The organism is Novosphingobium terrae, assembly GCF_017163935.1.
In the GTDB taxonomy this organism is placed as follows: domain Bacteria; phylum Pseudomonadota; class Alphaproteobacteria; order Sphingomonadales; family Sphingomonadaceae; genus Novosphingobium; species Novosphingobium terrae.
This window is the reverse complement of the sequence record NZ_JABVZR010000002.1, coordinates 977,061-999,332: the sequence shown is the minus strand read 5'-3', so window position 1 is coordinate 999,332 and position 22,272 is coordinate 977,061. Positions and strand designations below refer to the sequence as shown.

Genomic DNA, 22,272 nt, shown 5'->3' with positions numbered 1-22,272 from the left:
TGTTTTAAATTTCCCCACATGTGCTGGCGCAAAATTCCCCAGCGCGGATATGGTGATCAGCCATTGAGATGATCGATGGCTCCATGTTTTGGCGGCCTGCCACGGCGTCTTGGTGCAGGCGGCGGCATCAGATTTGCGTGAGCCCGTGCGTGCTCTGGGATCAGATCGGCATGCTGGCGCAGGCGATAGCTCGCCCCCTCGATCTGAACGACGACGGCATGGTGAAGCAGCCGATCGAGCAGCGCGGTGGCGACGACAGGGTCGCCAAAGACCTCGCCCCATTCGGCAAAGCCGCGGTTGGACGTCAGGATCATGGCGCCCTTTTCATAGCGGGCATTGACGAGCTGGAAGAAGAGGTTGGCCCCGCCCGGCGTGATGGGAAGGTAGCCGATCTCATCGACGATCAGCAGCGAGGCGCGAGCGTAGAAGCGGATTTTCTCGACCAGGCGGCTCTCGCGCTCGGCCTTGGTGAGCGCCTCGATCAGCTCGGCCAGCGAACAGCGATAAACGCTGCGCCCGGCCCTGACGGCGGCCACGCCGATGGCGGTGGCCAGGTGGGATTTTCCGGTGCCGGGTGGCCCGAGAAAATGCAGCACCTCGGCCCGGTTGATGAACTCGAGCTGGGCCAGCGCGGTGATGCGATGCCGATCGAGCGAGGGCTGGAAGGAGAAGTCGAAGCTCTCGATGGTCTTGATCGGCATGAGGCGGGCGGTGCGCAGCGCCACTCCGATGCGCCGCCCCTCACGCAGGTTCAGCTCCTCGGCCAGCAGATCGTCGATGGCCTCGATGGCGCTGATCTCGCCCTTTTCCAGCCTGCCCAGCGTGTGATCGAGCGTTTCGAGCGCGCGAGCCATATGCAGGGCCAGCAGGCTTTGCCGGATGCGTTCGGTAACCGACATCATGCGGCACCTTTGGTATTGAGGCTGGCCAGGCGTTCACCCACCGCACCGTAAAAGGCCAGAGGGCGCTGGAGCATCGGCATCGCCGGTGTCGCAGGCAACATCTCGGCGCGTTTCACCGGCGGGGCCTTGCGATGGCCTGGCTCGATCCGCTTGCGGTTTTTGCCTTCCAACACGGGATGCCGGGCGATGAGTTGCCCCTCCTCGAAGATCCGGACCTCATGGGTATGGTGCTGGACCTCAACCACGCGGCGGCGGGCGGTGTCGGGCACGCTGTAATAATTGCCGGCCACCGCCACCAGCCCCTCGCAGCTGATCCGCCGTTCGACGGTCAGGACCGCATCGTAACGCATGGTCGGCAGGGCACGCAGATGAGGCTGCTCCTCCTCGAAATGCTCGCGCACGATCCGTCCTGTGGTGGCATGCTGCCTGACGTTGGCGATGTCCGCGCGCCAGACATCGAACTGGGCGTTGAGATCATCGAGGTCGTGGAAACTGCGGCCGAGGAAGAAATCCTGACGGATGTAGCGGAAGGGCCTCTCGACTTTGCCCTTGGTCTTGGCCCGATAGGGCTGGCAGGCCTTGGGCGCGCTGCCATAATGGGCCAGCAGCGCTACCAGCGAGGCATTGTAGGTCACCACGCCCGCGCCATCCTCGCCGATGACGGCAGTCTTCATGCGGTCATAGAGAATCTCCGTGCAGCAGCCCGCCATCGCCTCGAAGGCAGCGATGTGACAGCGCATCACCGTTTCCAGCCCCTGGTTCGGGCAGAACCGCCCCCATAGCCAACGGCTGTGTCCCAGCACCATGCTAAACAGCCAGACCTTACGCACAACGCCCGGTTCACTGGTGAAGACCGTCTGGAATTCCGCAAAGTCGACCTGAGCCTGGACGCCGGCGCCTGTCTCGAAGCGCCGCTCATAGGTCCTGGGCACTGGCGGACGGATCTGGCGCAGGTATTCCGTCAGCGACGAATAAGCCCCCTTGTAGCCCATGTCGCGGATCTCGCGATGCAGTCTGCGTGACGACAGGCCAGGATAAGCGGTCATCCGCTCCAGCAGATAATGGCGGTGGGGTTCTACCGCGCTGATGGCCGGCTTGCGCGGGGTATAGGCTGGTGCCTCCAGCCCGCTGGCCAGATATTTCTTCACCGTCTTGCGATCAAGCCCGGTTTGGCGCGCAATGGCGCTGATACTCAGCCCCTGCCTCTTGAGTTCCTGGATCAAAACGACCTCCCTCAGTCCTATCACCTGCGCGCCCTTCCTTCGGCATCAGCAGGGATAAATGTGCCGCCTGATGGGAATGGGGGCATGCCCCCATTCCCATCAGGCGCAGTCCTCAAACTGGGGAATTTTCAACCAGCACATTTGGGGAGATTACGACCAGCACTCACACGCAGGTTCAGGATTTTGGCGATCAATGATGGATCAATGATGATTTCTCTCGGGAAAACCTGGGCCTGGTGGGCGACACCAGCATCAAGGGCGCTCGCGTGGCCCGCGAACTCGATACGCTAGTGCGCCTCCATGGCAAACCGGTATGCATTGTTAGCGACAATGGCACCGAATTTACCAGTCGGGCGATCCTGGAATGGGCGGGCAAGCACAAGGTCGAATCGCATTTATCGACCCCGGCAAGCCGCAGCAGAACGGGTTCATCGAATCCTTCAACGGCTCGCTGCGCGATGAACTGCTTAACGAGAAATTGTTCGACAGGCTGTCCGATGCCCGCTGAAAGCTGGCGATCTGGCGCTACGATTACAACAATTTCCGACCCCACTCATCTTTGGGAAACCGGACGCCTGCACGAGCGCGTGGGGCAGGATGGTGTCGCCCTGCGCGAAGGCTCGACGCGCTTGTGCAGGCGTCCGGGCCGTCATATTCAACCCCAAGTTTCTCGTTATGATCGAGGGACTGCCGGGGTTGCACCTCAGGACGATGAACCTGAGCGTCTCCAAGGCCCAATGCTCGGCTACGAGGGCTGGCAAAATGGCTCGTGGGTCCAGCAACGCGTGAAGCGCCGGGACGCCTCAGTCAGACAGCGGATTCTCAGTGTGCCTTGACCGGAAGAGCTTCCAAAATCACTCCAGAACATCGCTTGCGTTTATTATGTGCCGTTTCCGAAAAAACCGGATTTCAGGCTGCTTGGGAGATGGCAGGATTGACCCATTCGAGCTCAGGCATAGGCGGGAGGGCGAAACTGTTGCCTACGGGAATATCTGCGAGCGTAAGCAGGGTTGGTGCGATTTCCCGCAGTGACACGCGCCTCTCTACGACGGTATGCATATGCTCAGGAGTGCAAATCCAAAGCATTCCATCGGCATGATGCATACCGCTTCTGACGGCCTCTACCGGATAAAACATTGCGTCAAACGCAGGCGTTTCATTTGACGCAGTGGATGTGATCTTCGCGCTTGCCGCGGGATGGGTCACGAGATCGCAGCCCGAAAACACCCTGGAGCCCTCGCAACGAGCCATCATCACCGACGTGCCGTCGGGCAGCTTGACGCCACGAAGTCTCTCGACTGCTTTTTGTGCTTCCGCTTCAGTGTCGTAGATGAGATGAAATTGCTCTGCCATGACAGGGGCATAGGTATAGCCTTCGGGGACCCCGGCAAAAGCGAAGAGCTTATCCTGGTTGTGCATTTTGAAGATCTGCTTGCCGCCAATATCTTCATGGTCAAGCATCGGCTGTTGGCTCAATGCTGTGCAAAGCACAATGCTCGTCTCAGGCCCTGCAAGTGCCCTGGCTTCGCCGATGATCTCATCCATCTTCTGGTAGCCGTAAGGGATCGCCTCTGCATATTTTTTCTGCGTCTCAGCATCCGAATTGACAGAAAACGCCTGAGGCTCGAAATTGCGCCAGAAATAATGTTGAAAATGCGCGGTGCTGTTCAGAAAAAATGTCGATAGTGCAGGGCGTTCGGTGCGATAGAATCTGCGAAAGATATCCCACTGCAAACGATCGAGGATTGTTGCGCGGCGCCAATGGATCGGCTTGCTCAGTTCGCCAACAAGCTGGCGTATCGTCTCAAGCATCGTGCGAGAGGACAAGCCGTTTCCTGCCATGAAGCGCATGAAGCGAAGCATCTTGCTTTTGCTGACGCCTGGGCGGTTCGTTGTGTATTCCTGCACATAAGTGCGTACCACATCGAGATAGGGATCGAAGAGCCCTGCCGGTTGCGGCTTGATGTCGGTGGCCCACGGATCCGGAAGGACCATGCCATTGAACGAGCCGCCTTGGACCGCTGCATTCATGCTGCCGCAAATCCAAGCCTTCCGACCAGCGTCCGACACCATGTCCCAAATTCGAGGCTCTTTCAGCCTGGGGCCGTCGCCAAGATCAAACACCTTATGCTCTGCATAGGAAAGGCCTGTGTGAACGGTCACCCACTGAATCCAGGGCTCCAGCGCAGGTGGCGCTTCCTCTGCATCGGTTATAGCTACAATCGACTGACTGCGAAGCTTGGCAAAATTGGGCAGCTTGCCCAATGCGATGAGGCGATCGACCACAGAAGGGGTCAATTCATTGAATTCTAATACAATGACGTCTTTGGCCATCTTCGTTTCCAATCATCCAAATCGCCAATAGCTGCCGCCCGGCAGATTAGCATGAAGCCGTTAACTACGAAAGCGGCCCGTCAAATTGACTCTGATCAAGATGCAACGCTCAGCCAAGCCAAGCGTCCTCCGGTTGCGCGACTGACCAGTGCTATGAATTGGTTGATGGTCTCGCGCCCGCCAGGGAGGAGGGCCAATACAGTCCAGGCAATTGCATAACCAAAGAACCCGGCTGCGATTAATTTTGGAAGATTGGGAAGCGAAACGAAATGACGAAACACAAGCAACCCTATGACGGTCAAACTGGCGGAAATCACATGTGGAGCGGCCAGTTTGACGAGATCCCACGCTGAGATTGGACCAGATCGACCAACGTATAGGATCATCAAAGGCAATCCAACAAAAAGATCGGTAAGCGCGAAAGATGCTGCGACGCCGGTGACCTGAAACTGTAATCCGACAACGAATGCAATAACGCATACCGCCGTGTGCATTGCCATAACAGTAGAGAGTTCGCGTGTGCGTTGTTGACTAACCAGGAGCCAAGGAAGAGTTTGACTTAGCGGCATATACATCCCTGCCAGACCAAGCCAGCGGAAGATAGGGACGACACTTGACCATTGCCTCCCCATAGCAAGCGGAATTAACTCATCGGCCATCACCACGAGAACTGCCATTCCGGGTATGGCAATGAGCATAATTTGGTTGGAGGCTCGTCGATATGCTGCCTTATAGCGCGGTCCATCGTTCGCCAGGCGAGAAAGAATGGGCACGACTGTACGTGACAACGGACTTACAATTTGCATCAACGGGAATAGAAGGAGCTTATAGGCTCGATCGTAAAAACCAAGGGGCTGGGCCCCCAGATACCTGCCAATCAGGATATTATCAGCATTACGAGCAATGTAATTGGAGATATTTGCGCTCGCTATCCCGCCGCCAAATGCAAGTAGATGCTTGACCTCCGAAAGCCTCGCGGGGCGTCCGGGCGTCCAACGTGTAGCACCCCAGCCGCAGATGAGCCCTACTGACATATTGCCGATCACTGATGCAACGAGCGCCCAGGAACTGGGGTGCATGATGGCCACAATGATCGAGGCTAGGAGGCCTCCAACTGCGCCACCGATCTCTGCGATTGTCATCGCTCCGAACCGTAGGTCGCGCGTAAGGATGGCAAATTGCAAAGTCGAAAGTCCGGAAAGAACGATGGTTCCTGAGAGTACCACTGCCAGATTTACAACAGCTGTTGTCCCGTAAAATACCCCTATTAGCGGCGATGCAGCAGCTAATGTTCCTGCAAGAAAGACCGATAGGCCGATATTGATCAGAAAAAGTGTTGTCTCATGCGATTTGGATACATCCGGAACAGTGATAACGGCATTGGATAATCCAAAATCCTGAATCATCATCACGAACCAGACAAGCGGCATCAACATTGCAAATAAGCCAAAATCTGTCGGGGCAAGTAAGCGCGATAGGATCACTGTTGAGGCGAGCTGGCAGGCAAACTTCACTGCTTGAGCGGATCCAAGCATAAGGGCACCGCCCATGGCTCGGTGGGAGAAACTTTCAGATTCGCCCGGATCAATTTCCGCGGCAGCAGTTTCAACATCTTCAGGAATGGTTTTGATCGACATTGTTATTCCTCAAGCTACCACTGCGGTCGAACGGGCTCGCGTCCTATATCAAAGTTAACAAGGGGCTAGCATATTTCGCCATCCTTGGCGGGAATTATTTTTGATCGGATTCCCGCCCTTTGTGCCAGCAAGGTACTTTGAAAACATGCCTTTGGGCAGTGAACATAAGGACCATTTTCACATGGGCTTTGGTCACCATGCGTCGGGATTTGATTGAGGTCACGCTTGAGGATTTATGCATTGCGGCCGGATCAGGTCTTAGTGTGCCCGATGTTTCAGTGACTTAAAGGCCGGCGCTTCTGCTTTGCCTATCTGGAGGACGTGAAGCGTGATCGAGAGAGGTGCATCGTCGAGCGCGATTGGTATAGCGACAGCGCTTTGCTTGATATGATTTAAGAGAAAAATATAAGGCTAAGTTTATAAAGTTTCTTTGAAGCGCTGTTTGATATTTAGAGGCGGAAGGGGTGGCCTTTACCTTCGTTTTATAAAACGCCTGATCTGGCATTTACTGGGAAGATAATTTATTGGTTTCCGCAGATTTTGAGTTCTTGTTCTTAGCCGATGCTCTGCGTTTGGCAGTGCTTTGAAGTGCTTCAGGTTCGATCGGCGTGCGAACGCTTGCTACTACGTTGCGTTTCGTAACATTCGTTGACATTCGTTCTAAAGTAGAGGTGCGCTCAACTTTGTGGGGCATCGAGTTTTTGCGATTGGCCCCGGGCAAGCCGCAGGAAACTTCGAAACCTCGTTTGTCAATGCAAGGCTCATTTTCGGTGTTCGAATCAGGGCAGTAAATAAGCCGACCGCGATTGTCGCGGCAGCCATCTGCGAGAGCTGAACCAGCCGACGCCACGGTTAGGAGGGCTCCTAGAGCCATCAACCAGGCCTTCTGATCAAACTTTTTGTGCATCACCTGAGCATAACCAATTCAATAAAGGGAGGCAATCGCCAGAAAACGAGGTGCTGCCTTGAAGCCGAATGAGGTGTCCGCAACATTTACAGCCGCCGCCAACGTTCACCTCGCCCCATCCGGCCCACCAATTTTCGACATGCCAGGCAGCTTCCGACTTCTAGCCCATCCTGTTTCCAACGATAATATGGATGTGGTGAAAGGTGAAATCCCAGCAGGCACTTTATTCGTTGGAACATATTTGCGATCCTTAATTCCTTCGAAGAGGATTATGCGACTGCCGCTAAAGGTGCAATTGAAATGGAAAATCCGAGATTTTTATGAGATTTAACAATTGAATTTCCATTTTCCTCAACGTGCATGCAATACCTCAATCTCTCCGTCTTCAAGGCGGAGAGCTGAAAGTACACCTGTTTCATAAGTGCCTGTGTCAATACCGATCCGATTCGGCTCAATGACTGGATATTCGTCAAACCAAGTATGTCCATGAACAATTATTTTTTCGTGTTGGCTATTATAATTAAGAAATTCCTCTCTGATCCAGAGAACGTCAGATTCGACTTGCTTATCAAGCGGGACCCCCGGTTTGATGCCAGCATGCACAAATGTATAGTCACCAATCGTTACAGATAGCTCGAGGTTTTCAAGAAATAGCAGGTGAGAGACGGGAAGCTGTGTCATCAAATCGTCTCGCGCTCTGACGTGGTCAATAAGCGGGGCGTTCACGTCCGGGGGGCGAACGCCATAAGAAGACAGGGTTTCTCGACCTCCAAAGCGGATCCAGGATAAGGAATCGCTTGGATTGTATAGGTAACGCAGCAGGATCGCCTCATGGTTTCCCTTTAGGAAGTGCAGATCAAAGGGGCGGTGGCGCTTCAACCAGCAAAGCGAGTCGATCACTTGAGATGAGTGGGGGCCTCGATCAATATAATCACCGCAGAATATTAAAAGAGGGGTCCTGCCATTGGCGCGCTGCGTGGCATCGTTAGTAACAATCTTCAGGAGAGATTTTAACTGGCTGTAGCATCCATGTATATCACCTATCGCATAGATTAAGCGACCGTCGGTATTCGCATCGCGCGGAATTGGCTTGTCGATTTCTGAAAAATCAAGGCTGTGCGAATTTGATTGAATGTTCATCTCAATGTTGACCTATTGGCGTCGTGCGTGCTCTGAGTTCGGCTGCCATAGTTTTGTAGGCCTCAATCGTGCCCGCAGGATCTTCGCTTGCATGCTCGCGCAGATCCGACCAGCGCTGAGAGTAACTAGCAAGAACCTCTCTTGATACGTTCTCGTGAATTGCTGTTGCGTAAGCATCGCTTAATTCATGATCAGCGACCAGAATTGCATTGGATTTGCAATGGAAAGAGTTCCTATTGGTTGCGCCAGCGCATTTCGAGCCGGAGGCCAGATTATCATTGATGTCCAGGGATAGCGGCGTTGTCGCTCTCTTCCTCATATCAAGAGGTGATGATAGAGAATCTGGGAAAGGGAGTTCATTTTTTGTAGAGTGTTGACCCTGGTTGCCGCCCGGGCTTTTAATTGCAGTGCAACTGACGTCTAAGGCACCATTGGTTTGACACATATGACTGATTTTGTGATTGTTGTTAACATGTACAAGGGGCGTTCCTAGAGGTTTTATATTGTTTTCCTGATGCTTATACCAGAATATTGCTGAAATAAGCATGGCGGCCGTGAGAATAGCCGTTGCTAATGCAATTTTCCATGGCCGGGGGGAGGGGCGGCGAACCTGTAGTGAACTTGCAAGAATTTGGAATTTTTCTGCAATTTGCGCGGTTGGGATCTCGACCTCTTGTTCAACTGCCGATGACATTGCTCCCTTCGATGAGAACTGGCCGAAGATTGCTTGCATTTCATCGCCAGGCGAAACCCCGTTCGCAGCTAGGCGCCAGTTGATTGGCAAGTGGCTTTCCGGCGTGAAAGGCTGTTCAGCTGACAATCGAATTACCCCGTTTCATGCCCTGAGCTAGCTGAAGACAGTTGGCGAGAGATTTCACATTATAACAATTACTTGCTAGTTTCGTAAAACACTCGCTCTCTTTCCAAGAGCCGAAGGCGATCCGGGATGGTTTGGCTCATCCGGATGCCTTCGGGTTTATCTCTAGGCGGCAGAAAATACTGACAATCCTTCCGAAAAAACCGGATTTCAGGCTGCTTGGGAGATGGCAGGATTGACCCATTCGAGCTCAGGCATAGGCGGGAGGGCGAAACTGTTGCCTACGGGAATATCTGCGAGCGTAAGCAGGGTTGGTGCGATTTCCCGCAGTGACACGCGCCTCTCTACGACGGTATGCATATGCTCAGGAGTGCAAATCCAAAGCATTCCATCGGCATGATGCATACCGCTTCTGACGGCCTCTACCGGATAAAACATTGCGTCAAACGCAGGCGTTTCATTTGACGCAGTGGATGTGATCTTCGCGCTTGCCGCGGGATGGGTCACGAGATCGCAGCCCGAAAACACCCTGGAGCCCTCGCAACGAGCCATCATCACCGACGTGCCGTCGGGCAGCTTGACGCCACGAAGTCTCTCGACTGCTTTTTGTGCTTCCGCTTCAGTGTCGTAGATGAGATGAAATTGCTCTGCCATGACAGGGGCATAGGTATAGCCTTCGGGGACCCCGGCAAAAGCGAAGAGCTTATCCTGGTTGTGCATTTTGAAGATCTGCTTGCCGCCAATATCTTCATGGTCAAGCATCGGCTGTTGGCTCAATGCTGTGCAAAGCACAATGCTCGTCTCAGGCCCTGCAAGTGCCCTGGCTTCGCCGATGATCTCATCCATCTTCTGGTAGCCGTAAGGGATCGCCTCTGCATATTTTTTCTGCGTCTCAGCATCCGAATTGACAGAAAACGCCTGAGGCTCGAAATTGCGCCAGAAATAATGTTGAAAATGCGCGGTGCTGTTCAGAAAAAATGTCGATAGTGCAGGGCGTTCGGTGCGATAGAATCTGCGAAAGATATCCCACTGCAAACGATCGAGGATTGTTGCGCGGCGCCAATGGATCGGCTTGCTCAGTTCGCCAACAAGCTGGCGTATCGTCTCAAGCATCGTGCGAGAGGACAAGCCGTTTCCTGCCATGAAGCGCATGAAGCGAAGCATCTTGCTTTTGCTGACGCCTGGGCGGTTCGTTGTGTATTCCTGCACATAAGTGCGTACCACATCGAGATAGGGATCGAAGAGCCCTGCCGGTTGCGGCTTGATGTCGGTGGCCCACGGATCCGGAAGGACCATGCCATTGAACGAGCCGCCTTGGACCGCTGCATTCATGCTGCCGCAAATCCAAGCCTTCCGACCAGCGTCCGACACCATGTCCCAAATTCGAGGCTCTTTCAGCCTGGGGCCGTCGCCAAGATCAAACACCTTATGCTCTGCATAGGAAAGGCCTGTGTGAACGGTCACCCACTGAATCCAGGGCTCCAGCGCAGGTGGCGCTTCCTCTGCATCGGTTATAGCTACAATCGACTGACTGCGAAGCTTGGCAAAATTGGGCAGCTTGCCCAATGCGATGAGGCGATCGACCACAGAAGGGGTCAATTCATTGAATTCTAATACAATGACGTCTTTGGCCATCTTCGTTTCCAATCATCCAAATCGCCAATAGCTGCCGCCCGGCAGATTAGCATGAAGCCGTTAACTACGAAAGCGGCTCATTGAGTTTGGGTGAGCCCGCGAGCCAGTCGGTTACCGCACCATAACAGCGTTGAGGTGAAAAGTCAGTTCTTGCTACCTCAAGTGCCAATTCGGCACGCTTTAAACGTTCCGCTGGATCTTTTAGCAAGGTTATGATGGCGTTGGCAAAGGTGGCATCGTCATTTGTACAAATCACCGACGAACCAATCTCGGCTTCCACGCCCTGAAGTGTCACGGACGTGGCGACTATTGCCTTACCCCGTGCGATTGCGTCGATTAGCTTGATCTTCAGTCCCGAACCGACAGTCAGAGGTGAAATCACAACCCCGGCCTGACGATAGAGAGGTTCCAGATCAGGGACCACGCCGCAGAACTTGATTCCCGGTGTCGTCACGCTTGAGAATGCCGCGGAGACTGAGCCGGCGATAATCAACTGAGCATCCGGAATGGCTGAGCGTACACGTTCCCAGAGCGATTCGAGGATCCATTCGATTGCAATCACGTTCGGTGAAGTGTTGCTTCCTACAAACAAAACCGTGCGATCGTCACCAGGCTGCGCAACGGGTACTGGATGAGCAGCCATCGGAGCGGTAAAAACACTGACTGTCGGCACGTGCCTTGCAACCCACTCGGCCTCCTGGGATTGGATCGCGACCACCGCGTCGGCTCGGCTCATAAGCCTGGCTTCCTGATTTTCATCGATAATATCGACGGAATCGCGATTTGCAGCGCTACCAAAGCTGTTGGCGCGCTGGACGAACAGATCATGCATGACGATCGCACTCTGTGCTTCGGGCCGCATCAGCATAGGAATTGCTTCGGCTTGGAAGACATAGTCGATTAGAATGGCATCGGCGTGTTGACGGCCTTGCTGTGCAACGAACAATCTATCGTCGTCATTCCAGGGGACAGTTATCGTGTGAGGATAGGGGGTGTCCGGAAGTGACAGTCGGATGCCAAACCGTTTGGCGATGCGCGCAATAATAGCTTGTGAGGCATCTTTCCAAACACGAAAGTCACGCGACACGACAAATGAACCCCACTTCCAGACACCGCGTATTCGGTGAGTCTCGAAGATGGAGAGATCATTGCCAAGTCGTAATATCGGGCGTCGACCCGTGATCGAGGGGGAAGGTTGCAATAGGTGGGGTAACATTCCAGCTTCACGGATTGCACTAGCAATATCAAGAAGATAGGTTGAACTTCCGTTGGTTCTTCCTACAATGCGCTGCCGGCTGACTATCAGTACATGTCGTCCAAATTGCTTGGTTGACAGTTGAGGGCGAGGTTTGAGGCGCCTGAACCTTGCCGCAAGTGGCAAGCGCAGAAGTTGTGCTGCTGATTTGCGAGTCCATAGAACACGAACCGCGGTCAGCGCATCACGCTTCCTCGCCGCATCGAGAAAATGCTCGAAGGCTGCGGCATCTTGAGTGGCGGCGCTGCGTTGCGCAATCGCTCGCCGGGTAGCGGCATCTGCGCTCGGGAATAGTCGGTCAATTCGGCTCGAAGCTGCTACCATGGCCTCCAAATCGGCAATAGAAGTTCGATGTGATATCGATTGGGCATGCTTACGATAAAAATAAGTAAGTGTTGGAATAACCCAGTACCGCAACCCGGCAGCCAGTGCGCGAATGATCAAGTCGTCATCCTCGGCGATACGCAATCGCTCGTCATAGCGAAGGCGGGCGGCTTTTAGTGCGCTGTGGCGAATGATCGGTTTGAGAAAGCCCAGATTTGGCTTTTTCCCGTACATTACAGTTTGAGAAAAATAGCGAAGTGGTGTGAGTTCGAACGGGCCATCGGCCTCAGGATGTTCTAAAAAGCGTTTGGCTTCAGATCCAAGCTGATTGTCAAACACCAGCAGGTCGTCGCTTACAATATCCGCGCAATACCGATCTGCGGCTTCAATCAGGGTCTCGATCCGCAGGGGGTGCATCAAATCGTCATTGTCAAAAATGGCAATCCAATCGCCTCGGGCCTGGGCGATTGCACGGTTTCGTGCTCCTGCAGGGCCACTGTTGCGGGTTGATGCGATGAAGTGAACGCGTGGATCATTGGCCGCCAATGCCAAAGCGATGGCTGGACTGCCGTCGTTTGAAAGGTCGTCGGCAATCAGGATTTCTATGTCCGATATCGACTGTTGCAGCGCCGATTTAACTGCTGCAGCAAGATACCGCTCGCCGTTATAGTTAGCGATAACTATCGATACGCGAGGAGGGAGGGCAGTTTCCATAGTCACCAATTTACCATACCCTGCGCGCAAATTCCCTGTTGCGCATTGTTGTCAGAGGTGAGGAGGCCACCACTTCTGCCGCTCGCGCGGCGAAGGAAAGGCGCCCCAGCAAGCCGTGCATTTTTTGCAGTCGAAGCATAAACTTCGTTATGAACGGAGTTGGCTGGCATCGTTGCTCCTCCTGTGCTGCAGTTGCTCAGCACATTTGTGCATTGCGTCAAATTCGAGGGTAGTTAGCATCATTTTGCGCCTGCCACGGGATTTTTTTCACAATCTCCGGGCGGACCCTGTGCCATCTCGGCACTTGGTACGCCCGTGTTTACGTTGCAATGCGGAAAATGGTGCTCTATCATCCCGCTGTTGGCGGCGCCTCGCAGCTGAAGCTCCGATGACTTCCGATAGTGCAAGTTATCCCCGTGGTTAGCGGATCGATCAAAGGTTCTGATGCCAATGGCTACGTGTGATCTATGACGACGAAAAGACAGATCAAATGTGCAGTCGTGGTCGGGCGCGGCGATTTCAGCGGCTATATGGCTGGCACGATCGGAAAGGACGAGCCACGCATTGAGTTTGTGGAAATAGCCCGGGCTACAGAGGGAGATTGCATCTCTTTCACCACGGGTGCCCAAATCCATGGAGCGTGGTTCAACTGGCTATTTGCAGGCCGTCCAAATCTAGGAGCCGCTGTTCACGCAGCGCTCATTGCTCACCGATATGAAGCGATTTACGTTACAGGTGAAGACGTCGGCCTGCCGCTGGCGCTGCTGCTCCGGTTGCGCGGTTGGAAAGGCCGCCTCGTTTGCCTTGCGCACCGTATAACGCGGCGGCGCGCAAAGATCTTTCGCCTGATAGGGGCCGGCGTTTTTCATCGGGTCATAACTGTTTCGGAGGCGCAGGCCAGCTTGATGGTGGCTCTGTCGGGCTTTCCGCACGAACGTGTTCGAGCACTTTATAATTGGGTTGATGACCGTTTTTTCAATCCTGAGCTTGTCGTGCGGTTAGATGACGTCGATTTTGTTGCATGCGGCGCAGAAAATCGTGACTATGATGTCGTGAAAGAGGCATTCTTTAGCTTGCCAAATCACGTCATGCGCATTTTTGGGCATGGGTTTTTTGGAACAGGCATAACTAGCGCGAACGATGCTAGGGGGCAATTGCCTAACGTTGTGGCAATGCCGCGCGTTAGCTATGATGCGCTCAGAAATTATTATGGCAGCGCGAAAGCTGTAATCGTTCCGTTAAATGAAGTCGATTATGCTGCCGGGGTGACCGGAGCGATCGAGGCTATGGCTTGTGGCTGCCCGGTGATTGCGACTGAAACAGTCGGAATAGCTGAATATATGATGCAAATCGATCCGCGTTTACGTGTCCCGCCCGGCGATGCAGATGGGATGGTGCGCGCAATCGAAGCGGTCAACGACAGTGACGCGATTGTTCTTTCCGCTTGGGGGAGGGCCAACCGCGAATGGATCGTTGCTCATTGCAGTCTCGACAATTATGTTGCGTCAATCTGCGATGAAATGCTTAACGTTGAAGGTGCGAATTGAGCGTGGATAATCAGCATTATTCAACGGTAAGTGAGGTGGGTGATTACACCTCCAGGTTGCCTGAGCCTGCTGCTCGATTTAATGTGTCGCAGGCTTGGCAGTCGTTTTTTTTGATCTACCTATGTCAGGTTCAACTCTTATTTGCCTCGATGGGTAGCCGACTTTGGATTGTTGGTTTTCTTTTGGTCTCTAGTTCTTGGGTGATTGCACATATTGGCAAGAGTGTTACAGCTCTCCGACGCAATGCGCTGATTTTCGCTCTTCCGTTATATTATCTCCTGTCTTCAACGTGGTCGATATATCCTTGGAAAACCTTGTACTCTGATGCTGAACTGTTTTGTACGTTTGTTCTGGTGATTTCAATCGTTGCTGCTCCAGATCGTCGAGCAGCAGTGACGGGATTGGCGTTAGCCTATGCCACATACACAATTTTTTCCCTTATTTTTGGCGGTCGTGTCTTTTGGGAGGCTCAGGGTGAGACGGCATTTGCCGGACTCGGGGGTGGGAAAAATATATTCGGCCACACCTCGGCGCTGACCGGAATTACTGCTCTTTGCTTGCTCATTTGGGGGTGGGATCGGAAGCAGTCAATTAATATACGCTTGTTGGCGTTTGCAAGCTTCGCGGGCCTCTATCTGGTGAGTGCATACGCTGTTGTTATTGCGCGGGCTAGCGGATCAATAATTGCGCTGGGATTTGCCACGGCAGTATTTTTTATTGTCCTGATAGCAGGGAGGTCTGGGCGTTCCGTTCAATTTTTAATGTTTTTTGTCTTTGTGAGTATGGCAATTATCTTCCTTTTTTTTGGGAAGGAAATACAGGACAGTGTAACGGGTCTCATTTTGCAGACCTTTCATAAAACTCCTGCGCTCAGTGGCCGTCTCTATTTCTGGGCGACGGCCGACAAGATTATCAAGGACAATCCGATTTTTGGCATAGGTTATGACGCATTCTGGACTGTTGGCAATCCGACAGCTGAAGGACTGTGGGAAATGTATGATATTCCCGGCAAGTCGGGGATTAACTTCCATAACACTATGCGTGAAATTCGCGTTGAGGGGGGAATGGTCGGGCTCTTTGTGGTCGCTACGACAATGGCGACACTCATTGGAAAGCGCGTCGTTCGGGCCTTGGCAACGGGAGATGAAATTGAGGCTTTGGGGGTTGCGATCTTCGTGTATTATGTCTCTCGTATTTTGACGGAGAGTGTCGCGTTGGGAATTTGGCAGCCAGATACTGTTGAAATTCTTTTCTTTTTGACGCCGTCTCTGGCGCTGCTCAAGCGAAATTCCAGGCCGGTTTTCAGGAAGAGTTCTGAAGTAGATTGAGCATGCGCTGGCCGTTGTTTTCTACGATCGCGCGTTTACCTTGAACGTTGGGCCGACCTCTTCTCTCTGACAATGCGACTTTCCCGGGTTTCGGGCATCTGCCGTATTGGGATGTCGATGATTTGCTGCTGGTCGCGATTGAGCCTTTGTTGGCCTACCTCCTTGTCGGTGAGAGCTTGGGTCAGGCGCGCCAAGAGTTGGGGAACGTGGAGGTGCCACTGATGGCCGGCAGAGGCGGTTCGTAGTTTGTACCGAGACTTTCTCTCGGGCAGTTGATGCTGCAAATTCACTGAGCCGGGAAAATCCAACTCCTGTTATATGCAAAGTTTAATCGTCGTAACGGTCAAGCGAAGTTTGCCTGCGGGGCAGGGGGGGATGTTGGTCAATGAACCGAGCCGAGGTTTCCTTCGAGGAGGTTTGGCTCTCTCGTTGAATTGGTCAGGAGGCCAATGCGCGCGATAATGACGTCGGCGTTTTGGGTGACGTGTCGTGCTTGTTTTGAGCGTGCGATGTTTCGGATGATCGCGAGTATGCGCTGGCCAAGACGCATGTCTTTTGTGACGCCGAGATCTACGATGGGATTTGCGGCACCGATTTTGTCTGGAGCTGGGCGGCGCCTGAAGCCGCCGATCCGGACTTTTGCGCCTCCCTGGGTAAGGAGATCGACTCTGCGTGCTACGGCAGCATCGTTCAGGTCGTGGACGAGATAGCCGACTGTGCCGTCAAAAGTAATTTTATTGCTCTCATTGAGATGTTGCATCGCAGTCCTCGTTGTACCGTTTTTGAACAATGCGCCTTTGAGAAACTCATAAATCAATTGCCTTAACGGCAGCGGACTGCAAAGACCTTTAGTGGGGTTGGGTGGTGTCATCACGGCCCATCTACAGCCAGCTACATGGCGCTAGAAAAGGTTAATATTGTGGTTTCACAATCGATTGACGGTGCCGAGCAATCTTCCCAGCATGATTCTGGCAGCGGGTCGACCTTTCCGGATCCTACAGCGATTGTCGCGATCTTCCAGCGACGCCTGTGGTGGTTCATAGCCCCATTGTGCGCTGCGGCAATCCTGCTTGGCCTTTATCTGGTGTTGGTGCATCCGCGTTATACCGCTGAAGCCTCGATCGTCATCGAGCCGCGCAAGACAGATGTGATTACCAGCAACCGCAATATCGCAGCGGCTCCAGATGCACGGCCTGCCAATGACGAGGTGGACACCGAGGTCCAGATCCTCACTTCGACGACGATGGCCGGCCGCGTTGCTCAAGCGCTGCATCTCGAGCAGTATCCGGAATATCGCACCACCCAATCAATGGATTACAATCACGCGATCCCGAGCAAAAATCCGCTCGCGGAGACGCTGCTCAAGCACATGCTGATCCAGCGGACCGGCTTGACCTTCGTGATTACCGTCGCGGCAAAATCCAAGGATCCGGTGCTCGCTTCGCGGATCGCGAATGAATATGTCCGCCAGTATATTGCAGCAGGACTCGACGAGAAGAATCACGCTTCTGATGCCACGGGGGCTTTCTTGCAGAGCAAGCTTGATGAGCTGCGCAAGGATGCGGTGTCCGCGGATGCAGCTGTACAGCGCTACAAAGTCGAGCATGGGCTTATGAGCGCTGAAGGCGCGACCATGGCGGAGCAGGAAGTTTCTTCGCTCAACGAGGAAATCGCCAAGGCACGGGCAGATTATGCCGAGAAGCGGGGCCGCCTCAATTCCGCGCGCGCATTGGCCGGGCAAAGTGATGGCCAAAATCTGCAGACTGCACTGCAATCGCCGACGATTTCTGAACTGCGAAGCAAAGAAGCGGAAGCGAGCCGTCGCCTCGCCGACCTTTCAGCGCATTATGGCGAACTCTATCCGGAAGTTATTCGCACCCAAAAGGAATTGGCTGATATCCGGACGCAGATCAGCCGTGAACTGCAGCGCATCGTTTCAAGCCTGAACGGTGAAGCCCAGATCGCTGAATCGCGTCTGGCTTCGCTGACACAGAGCCAGGCGGCTGCCAGTGGCAAGCTCGCATCCAACAGCGTTTCGCAGATCGAATTGCTCGAGCTTCAGCGCAAGGCCGAAGGCGCCAGTGCGATTTACGCAGCCTATCTCAATCGTTCGAATGAGATCATTTCGCGCAAAGGGCTCAACTCTCCTGATGCTCGCATCAGCGCTCTGTCTCCTGTCCCCACTGTGCCGACTTCGCCAAATATTCCGCTCGCGGTGTTGAGCGCACTCCTTGCAGGGGTAGGTTTGGGCATCGCGGGTGTATTCTTTGCCGAATATCTTGATAGCGGGGTGAGCACCAAAGCCGATGTCGAGCGTCGGCTGCGGGTCCGCTACGCCGGCTCTGTGCCTGAACTCAAGTCGACCCTGGGCAATGTGCGCGTGCCTCAGTCGCCGCAGGACTACATCATCGACCATCCCAATTCGGCGTTTGCCGAAGCATTCCGGAGCTTGCGTGCTATCCTGATGCTTCGCAGCAACTCAGGCCCGCGTGTTGTTGCGATTACCTCTGCGCTGCCACGCGAGGGCAAATCGACGACGTCGATCTGTCTTGCGCGAACCTTTGTGGGTTCAGAAATCCGTACGGTTCTGGTTGATTGCGACATTCGGCGCCGCTCCGCAAGCGACGCGCTTCTTCCCCCAGATTCTCGTGGTTTGCTCGACTATTTTGCGGGAAAAGTGTCGATCACCGAAGCAATCGTCCAGGATCGGTTCACGAACTTGTCAGTGCTTGGTACCACGATCGCAGCTGATGCGGGTCATGATATCATGACCCGCGCCAATATTGATCGCATGCTTGAAGATCTGCGGGCTCATTTTGACGTGATCCTGCTCGATACCGCGCCAGTGCTCGCACTGGCCGAGACCCGTGACCTGGCGGTCACGGCGGATTCTGTGCTGATCGTGACGCGCTGGCGCGCGACTTCGCGCAAAGCCGTCGATGCTGCAATACAACTGCTTTTGAACGCTGGCGCTCGGGTGCGGGGCCTTGCCTTGTCGCGCGTCGATGTCAGCAAATTCGCCAGCACCGGACCCGAGGATATATACAGCTATCACAAGAAGTTTGCCGGTTATTACGTGAACTGACATCGCGCCTTATCATCGACCAGACTGATATGGCGGTCATTGGGATGGCGTGAATGAGGTCCATCAGGGCGAAACGCAGATCACAAGGGCAGGCTGCCCTCTAAAGTGGAAAAGGGGCGCAAGGGGTGACACTGCAGAGATCTAAGTACCACCTGTCGATGGGCGTAGTGAGTGCTGCAGCTGTCATAGCTCTGGCGCCACCTGCTTTTGCGCAAATTGCCGAGCCTTACCAACCTGTCAGTCCCGATCCGACCGCCGATGATGTTCTGACCCGTAGTCAGTCAGACTTCACTCCTGTTGGCGGTCGCCTGGGCAGCTTCTTTCTCTATCCGCGGCTAAACGTGGAAACAGCATACACGGACAACACGCTTGGCACGCCCAGTAACAAGAAGGGCGATGGCTATGCGATTGCAAGAGGTGACATACAGCTTGTTTCCAATTGGAGCCGGCACAAGCTGGAGCTTCTTGCTTATGGGCAGGCACGCAACGACTTCAGCCTCACGAGCGAAAATACCCAGACTTACGGCGCAGCCCTGAATGGCCGGTATGACGTTAATAACAATACATCGATCGATGGTAACTTTCGTGCCGATAAGCAGGCTGAAGATCGGCTTGGCGTCGACAACACCATCTTCACATACAATCCGCTCCAATTCTTGATGCTGGACAGCAATATACGGGCCAAAACGCGGTTGGGCGCGCTCAATTTACAGGGCGGCGTCCAAATCGTGAAACTGTCCTACGACAACGCGCTCGGGGCGGCAGGAACGATTGATGAGTCAGGTCTCGACAACACGCGCGTACTGTACCAGGGTACCGTGCGCTACGATCTCACGCATAGCACTGCGCTGATCTTTGCCGGACAATATGACACGATCGACTATCGTACCTCGGTCTTCGGCGATCGTAACTCCAGCGGTTATCGTCTTGAGAGTGGTATTGGTTTAAGAATTACTCATTCGCTCGTCGGTGATATCAGAATTGGCTATTTGCATCGCAGCAATGAGAATCCTGTATACCCTGATCTATCCGGGGTTTCTTTTTATGCGAACATGGCCTGGACGCCCACGCGCTTGCTCTCTGTGCGGATGACAGCCAACCGTGACATCGAAAATTCGGTCACGTTAAACAGTCCGGGCAACTTGCGCTCAACAGCACAGATTCGCGCCAGCTACGAGCTGCTGCGCCAATTGATCGTTACCCCAGGCTTCCGCTTTTCCCGGGTTACAGCAATCGGCATTGGCGGATCCAACAACGAAGAGGAAGCCACTCTTCAAGCCATTTACCGGTTCAACCGACAGTTTTCTCTCACCGGGAAATACCGCTACTTCAATCGAAGCGCTGGTCTTTACCAGCCAGTTGAAGGAAGCGTTATCTCGCTTGGCCTGGCGTTGACGCTATGAGGGCAGTCGACAAAACGGCCGGAAGAGTTGCGCACATGGCGAAGGTCGATGTTGTCATCGCTGCCTATAATGCAGCTGCAACAATAGGCGAAACGATCCGCTCTGCGCTCGCGCAACCCGAAGCAGCCAGCGTCGTGGTTGTCGATGATGCATCAAGCGACGAGACCTGTCAGGTGGCAGCAGCCAGCGATGACGGCACAGGGCGACTGAGAATCCTGCGCCAAGAACGCAACGGAGGCCCTTCACGCGCGCGCAATCGCGGCTTGGCAGACGGTTCCGCGGAATGGTTCACCGTTCTTGATGCCGATGACATCATGCTGCCCGGTAGGCTTGCGACGCTGCTGGGCCATAGCGATGATGCCGACCTTATCGCTGACGACCTGCTTGTGCGCGATGAAACGGCGCAAGAACAGCGCCCCATGTTTCTGCCGCCTGTCACACAGGTACAGACACTCAGCGCGGCGGCTTTCATTCAAGGCAACATCAGCCATGGACAGAAATCACGCCGGGATCTTGGTTTTATCAAGCCCTTGATTCGAAGAGATCTACTCACGCGGCACGGGCTTCATTTTGATGAAGCCCTTTGGCTGGGTGAGGACTACGAACTATACACGCGGATGCTCCTGCTCGGTGGGCGCCTGATCCTCGTGCCGGCAGCTGGATATGTTTACACAATACGGCCTACCTCGCTGAGTGGATCTCATACCATTGAGGCATTACGGATGTTGCGCGATTGCGACATTCAACTCGGCCAAATCCCAAAACTGGGCAGCGCCCAGCGAAAGGCACTCGACAATCACTACTCGAGCGTGGATAGTCGGCTACAATGGCGTCTTCTGATTGAAGCGGTCAAGCATCGCAACGTTGCTGCCGCCGCCAAAACTTTCTCACGATCCCTTCCAGTTACGCTATTTTTGATCAAGATGCTGCTTGAAGAAGCGTTTCGACGCATGAAACCGGCACGCTAAGCATCAAGGTCAAAAACCCGAATCGTAGTTCTTTTTTGGAATTTGATATGCCTCGCATGCGCAAATGCATCATTCAAGCCACCCTGGCAATTTTGGCATCCACGGTTTGTGCGCAGGCAGCAATTGGCGCGCCTGCGCCGGCAGCTGAGAAATCGGCTGGCGGGCCTGCCGCATTGGACGATTACAAGCTTTCATCAGGCGATCGCATCCGGATCATCGTCTATGGCGAGGATGGGATCACAGGCGAGTATAGTGTTACCGATGAGGGCGTGATCGATTTCCCTCTCGCCGGTAAGGTCCCTGCCAGCGGCCATCCACTCAAGGACATCACCACCACGATCGAGCAGCGACTGGCGCGGGGCTACATCAAGGACCCGCGCGTCAACGCCGAAATCGTCGATTATCGCCCATTCTACATCTTTGGGGAAGTTCAAAAGCCCGGAAAGTACCCGTTTGCGATCGATCTCACGCTGCAGCAAGCCATCGCTGCTGCCGGAGGATTTACCTATCGCGCCAATCTGAAAAAGGTCTTCCTGCGCCATCAAGGCGAAACCACCGAAAGCATCGTCAACGCCAAGGCCGGGCCTGTCGCACTCATGCCAGGTGATACCATCCGAATTAGCGAACGCTTCTTCTAAACGGAGTGGCAAGGAAAACTCACTTCTCCTGTGTAACCCTCCTTGCCACCTAAACCATTCCAAAACTCAAAAGGCAGTTATTGATTTTGCCGGCCCGTCGAATGGAAAAGGCCGCAAACATCACATGATCATCTGACTTTGAGCCCCAAATGCAGAATACGGAACTTTTGATAAGCACCTAAGCTAAGCTTTGGGGGTGATTTGATGCGTCAGCTAGCGTCGTCCTGAGGCATGTACGAAATTTCATACCTGTTGAGCGCAATCAACTGTGAAATACTGCCAAAGTATTCCTACGCAATAAGGTGGATTGGTGATTCATATTTTAGATTATCCAAATCGCCTCTTATTTTATCATTGATATTTCCAATTTGGTTTAAATTCGATTTAGTTGGTATTGGTCCTTGTTAACCAATGA

Annotated in this window: 15 protein-coding genes and 1 pseudogene; 7 read left to right on the top strand and 9 right to left on the bottom strand. The window is 53.8% G+C overall.

The features are described from left to right. Positions 1–56 precede the first annotated feature (56 nt). Together istB and istA are read right to left on the bottom strand one after the other, a co-directional pair. Positions 57–902, bottom strand: a complete 846-nt coding sequence (gene istB, locus HGK27_RS22800; RefSeq protein ID WP_206245191.1) for an IS21-like element helper ATPase IstB — start codon at positions 900–902, stop codon at positions 57–59. Then, entirely contained in the window at positions 899–2,149 is a 1,251-nt protein-coding gene (istA, locus tag HGK27_RS22795; protein WP_206245190.1) for an IS21 family transposase, read from the bottom strand. Before istA ends, istB begins: the two co-directional genes overlap by 4 nt. 176 nt (positions 2,150–2,325) lie before the next feature. Between istA and HGK27_RS22790 the strand changes: the two are divergent. Continuing rightward, a pseudogene (locus HGK27_RS22790) lies at positions 2,326–2,804 on the top strand (integrase core domain-containing protein); the annotation flags it as partial. A gap of 230 nt (positions 2,805–3,034) precedes the next feature. Here HGK27_RS22790 and HGK27_RS22785 read toward each other — a convergent pair. The 6 genes from HGK27_RS22785 to HGK27_RS22760 all read right to left on the bottom strand — a co-directional run bounded on the left by HGK27_RS22785 (position 3,035) and on the right by HGK27_RS22760 (position 12,888). Further along, positions 3,035–4,459: an alkaline phosphatase family protein gene (locus HGK27_RS22785; protein WP_206245186.1), complete on the bottom strand. Its 1,425-nt coding sequence runs from the start codon at positions 4,457–4,459 to the stop codon at positions 3,035–3,037. A 95-nt stretch (positions 4,460–4,554) separates the two neighbouring features. Then, entirely contained in the window at positions 4,555–6,096 is a 1,542-nt protein-coding gene (locus HGK27_RS22780) for a lipopolysaccharide biosynthesis protein (RefSeq protein ID WP_206245189.1), read from the bottom strand. A gap of 1,258 nt (positions 6,097–7,354) precedes the next feature. Beyond that, on the bottom strand, positions 7,355–8,143 hold the full coding sequence (locus HGK27_RS22775) for a metallophosphoesterase family protein (RefSeq protein WP_206245188.1): 789 nt from the start codon (positions 8,141–8,143) through the stop codon (positions 7,355–7,357). A gap of 1 nt (position 8,144) precedes the next feature. Continuing rightward, positions 8,145–8,963 (bottom strand): hypothetical protein, encoded by an 819-nt coding sequence (locus HGK27_RS22770; protein ID WP_206245187.1) that lies wholly within the window; start codon positions 8,961–8,963, stop codon positions 8,145–8,147. A gap of 207 nt (positions 8,964–9,170) precedes the next feature. Next, positions 9,171–10,595, bottom strand: coding sequence for an alkaline phosphatase family protein (locus tag HGK27_RS22765; RefSeq protein ID WP_206245186.1), 1,425 nt, complete (start codon positions 10,593–10,595; stop codon positions 9,171–9,173). A 64-nt stretch (positions 10,596–10,659) separates the two neighbouring features. After that, positions 10,660–12,888: a glycosyltransferase gene (locus HGK27_RS22760; RefSeq protein ID WP_206245185.1), complete on the bottom strand. Its 2,229-nt coding sequence runs from the start codon at positions 12,886–12,888 to the stop codon at positions 10,660–10,662. Positions 12,889–13,355: 467 nt separating this feature from the next. On the opposite strand from HGK27_RS22760, the gene HGK27_RS22755 reads away from it, so the two are divergent. Both HGK27_RS22755 and HGK27_RS22750 read left to right on the top strand, forming a co-directional pair. Further along, on the top strand, positions 13,356–14,435 hold the full coding sequence (locus HGK27_RS22755; RefSeq protein WP_206245184.1) for a glycosyltransferase family 4 protein: 1,080 nt from the start codon (positions 13,356–13,358) through the stop codon (positions 14,433–14,435). 2 nt (positions 14,436–14,437) lie between these two features. After that, a complete protein-coding gene (locus HGK27_RS22750; protein WP_206245183.1) occupies positions 14,438–15,763 on the top strand; it encodes an O-antigen ligase family protein in 1,326 nt (441 codons plus the stop codon). Positions 15,764–16,145: 382 nt separating this feature from the next. On the opposite strand, the gene HGK27_RS22745 is transcribed toward HGK27_RS22750, so the two are convergent. Next, positions 16,146–16,634 carry a hypothetical protein gene (locus HGK27_RS22745; RefSeq protein ID WP_206245182.1) on the bottom strand — a complete coding sequence of 163 codons (489 nt, stop codon included), beginning with the start codon at positions 16,632–16,634 and terminating at the stop codon, positions 16,146–16,148. A gap of 24 nt (positions 16,635–16,658) precedes the next feature. Here HGK27_RS22745 and HGK27_RS22740 point away from each other — a divergent pair, with 24 nt between their 5' ends. From HGK27_RS22740 to HGK27_RS22725, 4 genes are all read left to right on the top strand, one after another. After that, positions 16,659–18,848: a GumC family protein gene (locus HGK27_RS22740; RefSeq protein WP_206245181.1), complete on the top strand. Its 2,190-nt coding sequence runs from the start codon at positions 16,659–16,661 to the stop codon at positions 18,846–18,848. A 125-nt stretch (positions 18,849–18,973) separates the two neighbouring features. Beyond that, the gene (locus HGK27_RS22735; protein WP_206245180.1) at positions 18,974–20,251 is read left to right on the top strand and encodes an outer membrane beta-barrel protein; all 1,278 of its coding nucleotides are present in this window, start codon (positions 18,974–18,976) and stop codon (positions 20,249–20,251) included. A gap of 35 nt (positions 20,252–20,286) precedes the next feature. Further along, positions 20,287–21,219, top strand: coding sequence for a glycosyltransferase family 2 protein (locus tag HGK27_RS22730; RefSeq protein ID WP_206245179.1), 933 nt, complete (start codon positions 20,287–20,289; stop codon positions 21,217–21,219). A 47-nt stretch (positions 21,220–21,266) separates the two neighbouring features. Continuing rightward, positions 21,267–21,857, top strand: a complete 591-nt coding sequence (locus HGK27_RS22725; RefSeq protein ID WP_206245178.1) for a polysaccharide biosynthesis/export family protein — start codon at positions 21,267–21,269, stop codon at positions 21,855–21,857. The last annotated feature ends 415 nt before the right edge of the window (positions 21,858–22,272 follow it).

Coding starts and splice junctions, on each gene's coding strand:
- HGK27_RS22740 (WP_206245181.1), top strand. CDS start 16,659: ATGGCGCTAGAAAAGGTTAATATTGTGGTTTCACAATCGATTGACGGT.
- istB (WP_206245191.1), bottom strand. CDS start 902: ATGATGTCGGTTACCGAACGCATCCGGCAAAGCCTGCTGGCCCTGCAT.
- HGK27_RS22775 (WP_206245188.1), bottom strand. CDS start 8,143: ATGAACATTCAATCAAATTCGCACAGCCTTGATTTTTCAGAAATCGAC.
- HGK27_RS22760 (WP_206245185.1), bottom strand. CDS start 12,888: ATGGAAACTGCCCTCCCTCCTCGCGTATCGATAGTTATCGCTAACTAT.
- HGK27_RS22755 (WP_206245184.1), top strand. CDS start 13,356: ATGACGACGAAAAGACAGATCAAATGTGCAGTCGTGGTCGGGCGCGGC.
- HGK27_RS22725 (WP_206245178.1), top strand. CDS start 21,267: ATGCCTCGCATGCGCAAATGCATCATTCAAGCCACCCTGGCAATTTTG.
- HGK27_RS22780 (WP_206245189.1), bottom strand. CDS start 6,096: ATGTCGATCAAAACCATTCCTGAAGATGTTGAAACTGCTGCCGCGGAA.
- HGK27_RS22730 (WP_206245179.1), top strand. CDS start 20,287: ATGGCGAAGGTCGATGTTGTCATCGCTGCCTATAATGCAGCTGCAACA.
- HGK27_RS22765 (WP_206245186.1), bottom strand. CDS start 10,595: ATGGCCAAAGACGTCATTGTATTAGAATTCAATGAATTGACCCCTTCT.
- HGK27_RS22745 (WP_206245182.1), bottom strand. CDS start 16,634: ATGACACCACCCAACCCCACTAAAGGTCTTTGCAGTCCGCTGCCGTTA.
- HGK27_RS22785 (WP_206245186.1), bottom strand. CDS start 4,459: ATGGCCAAAGACGTCATTGTATTAGAATTCAATGAATTGACCCCTTCT.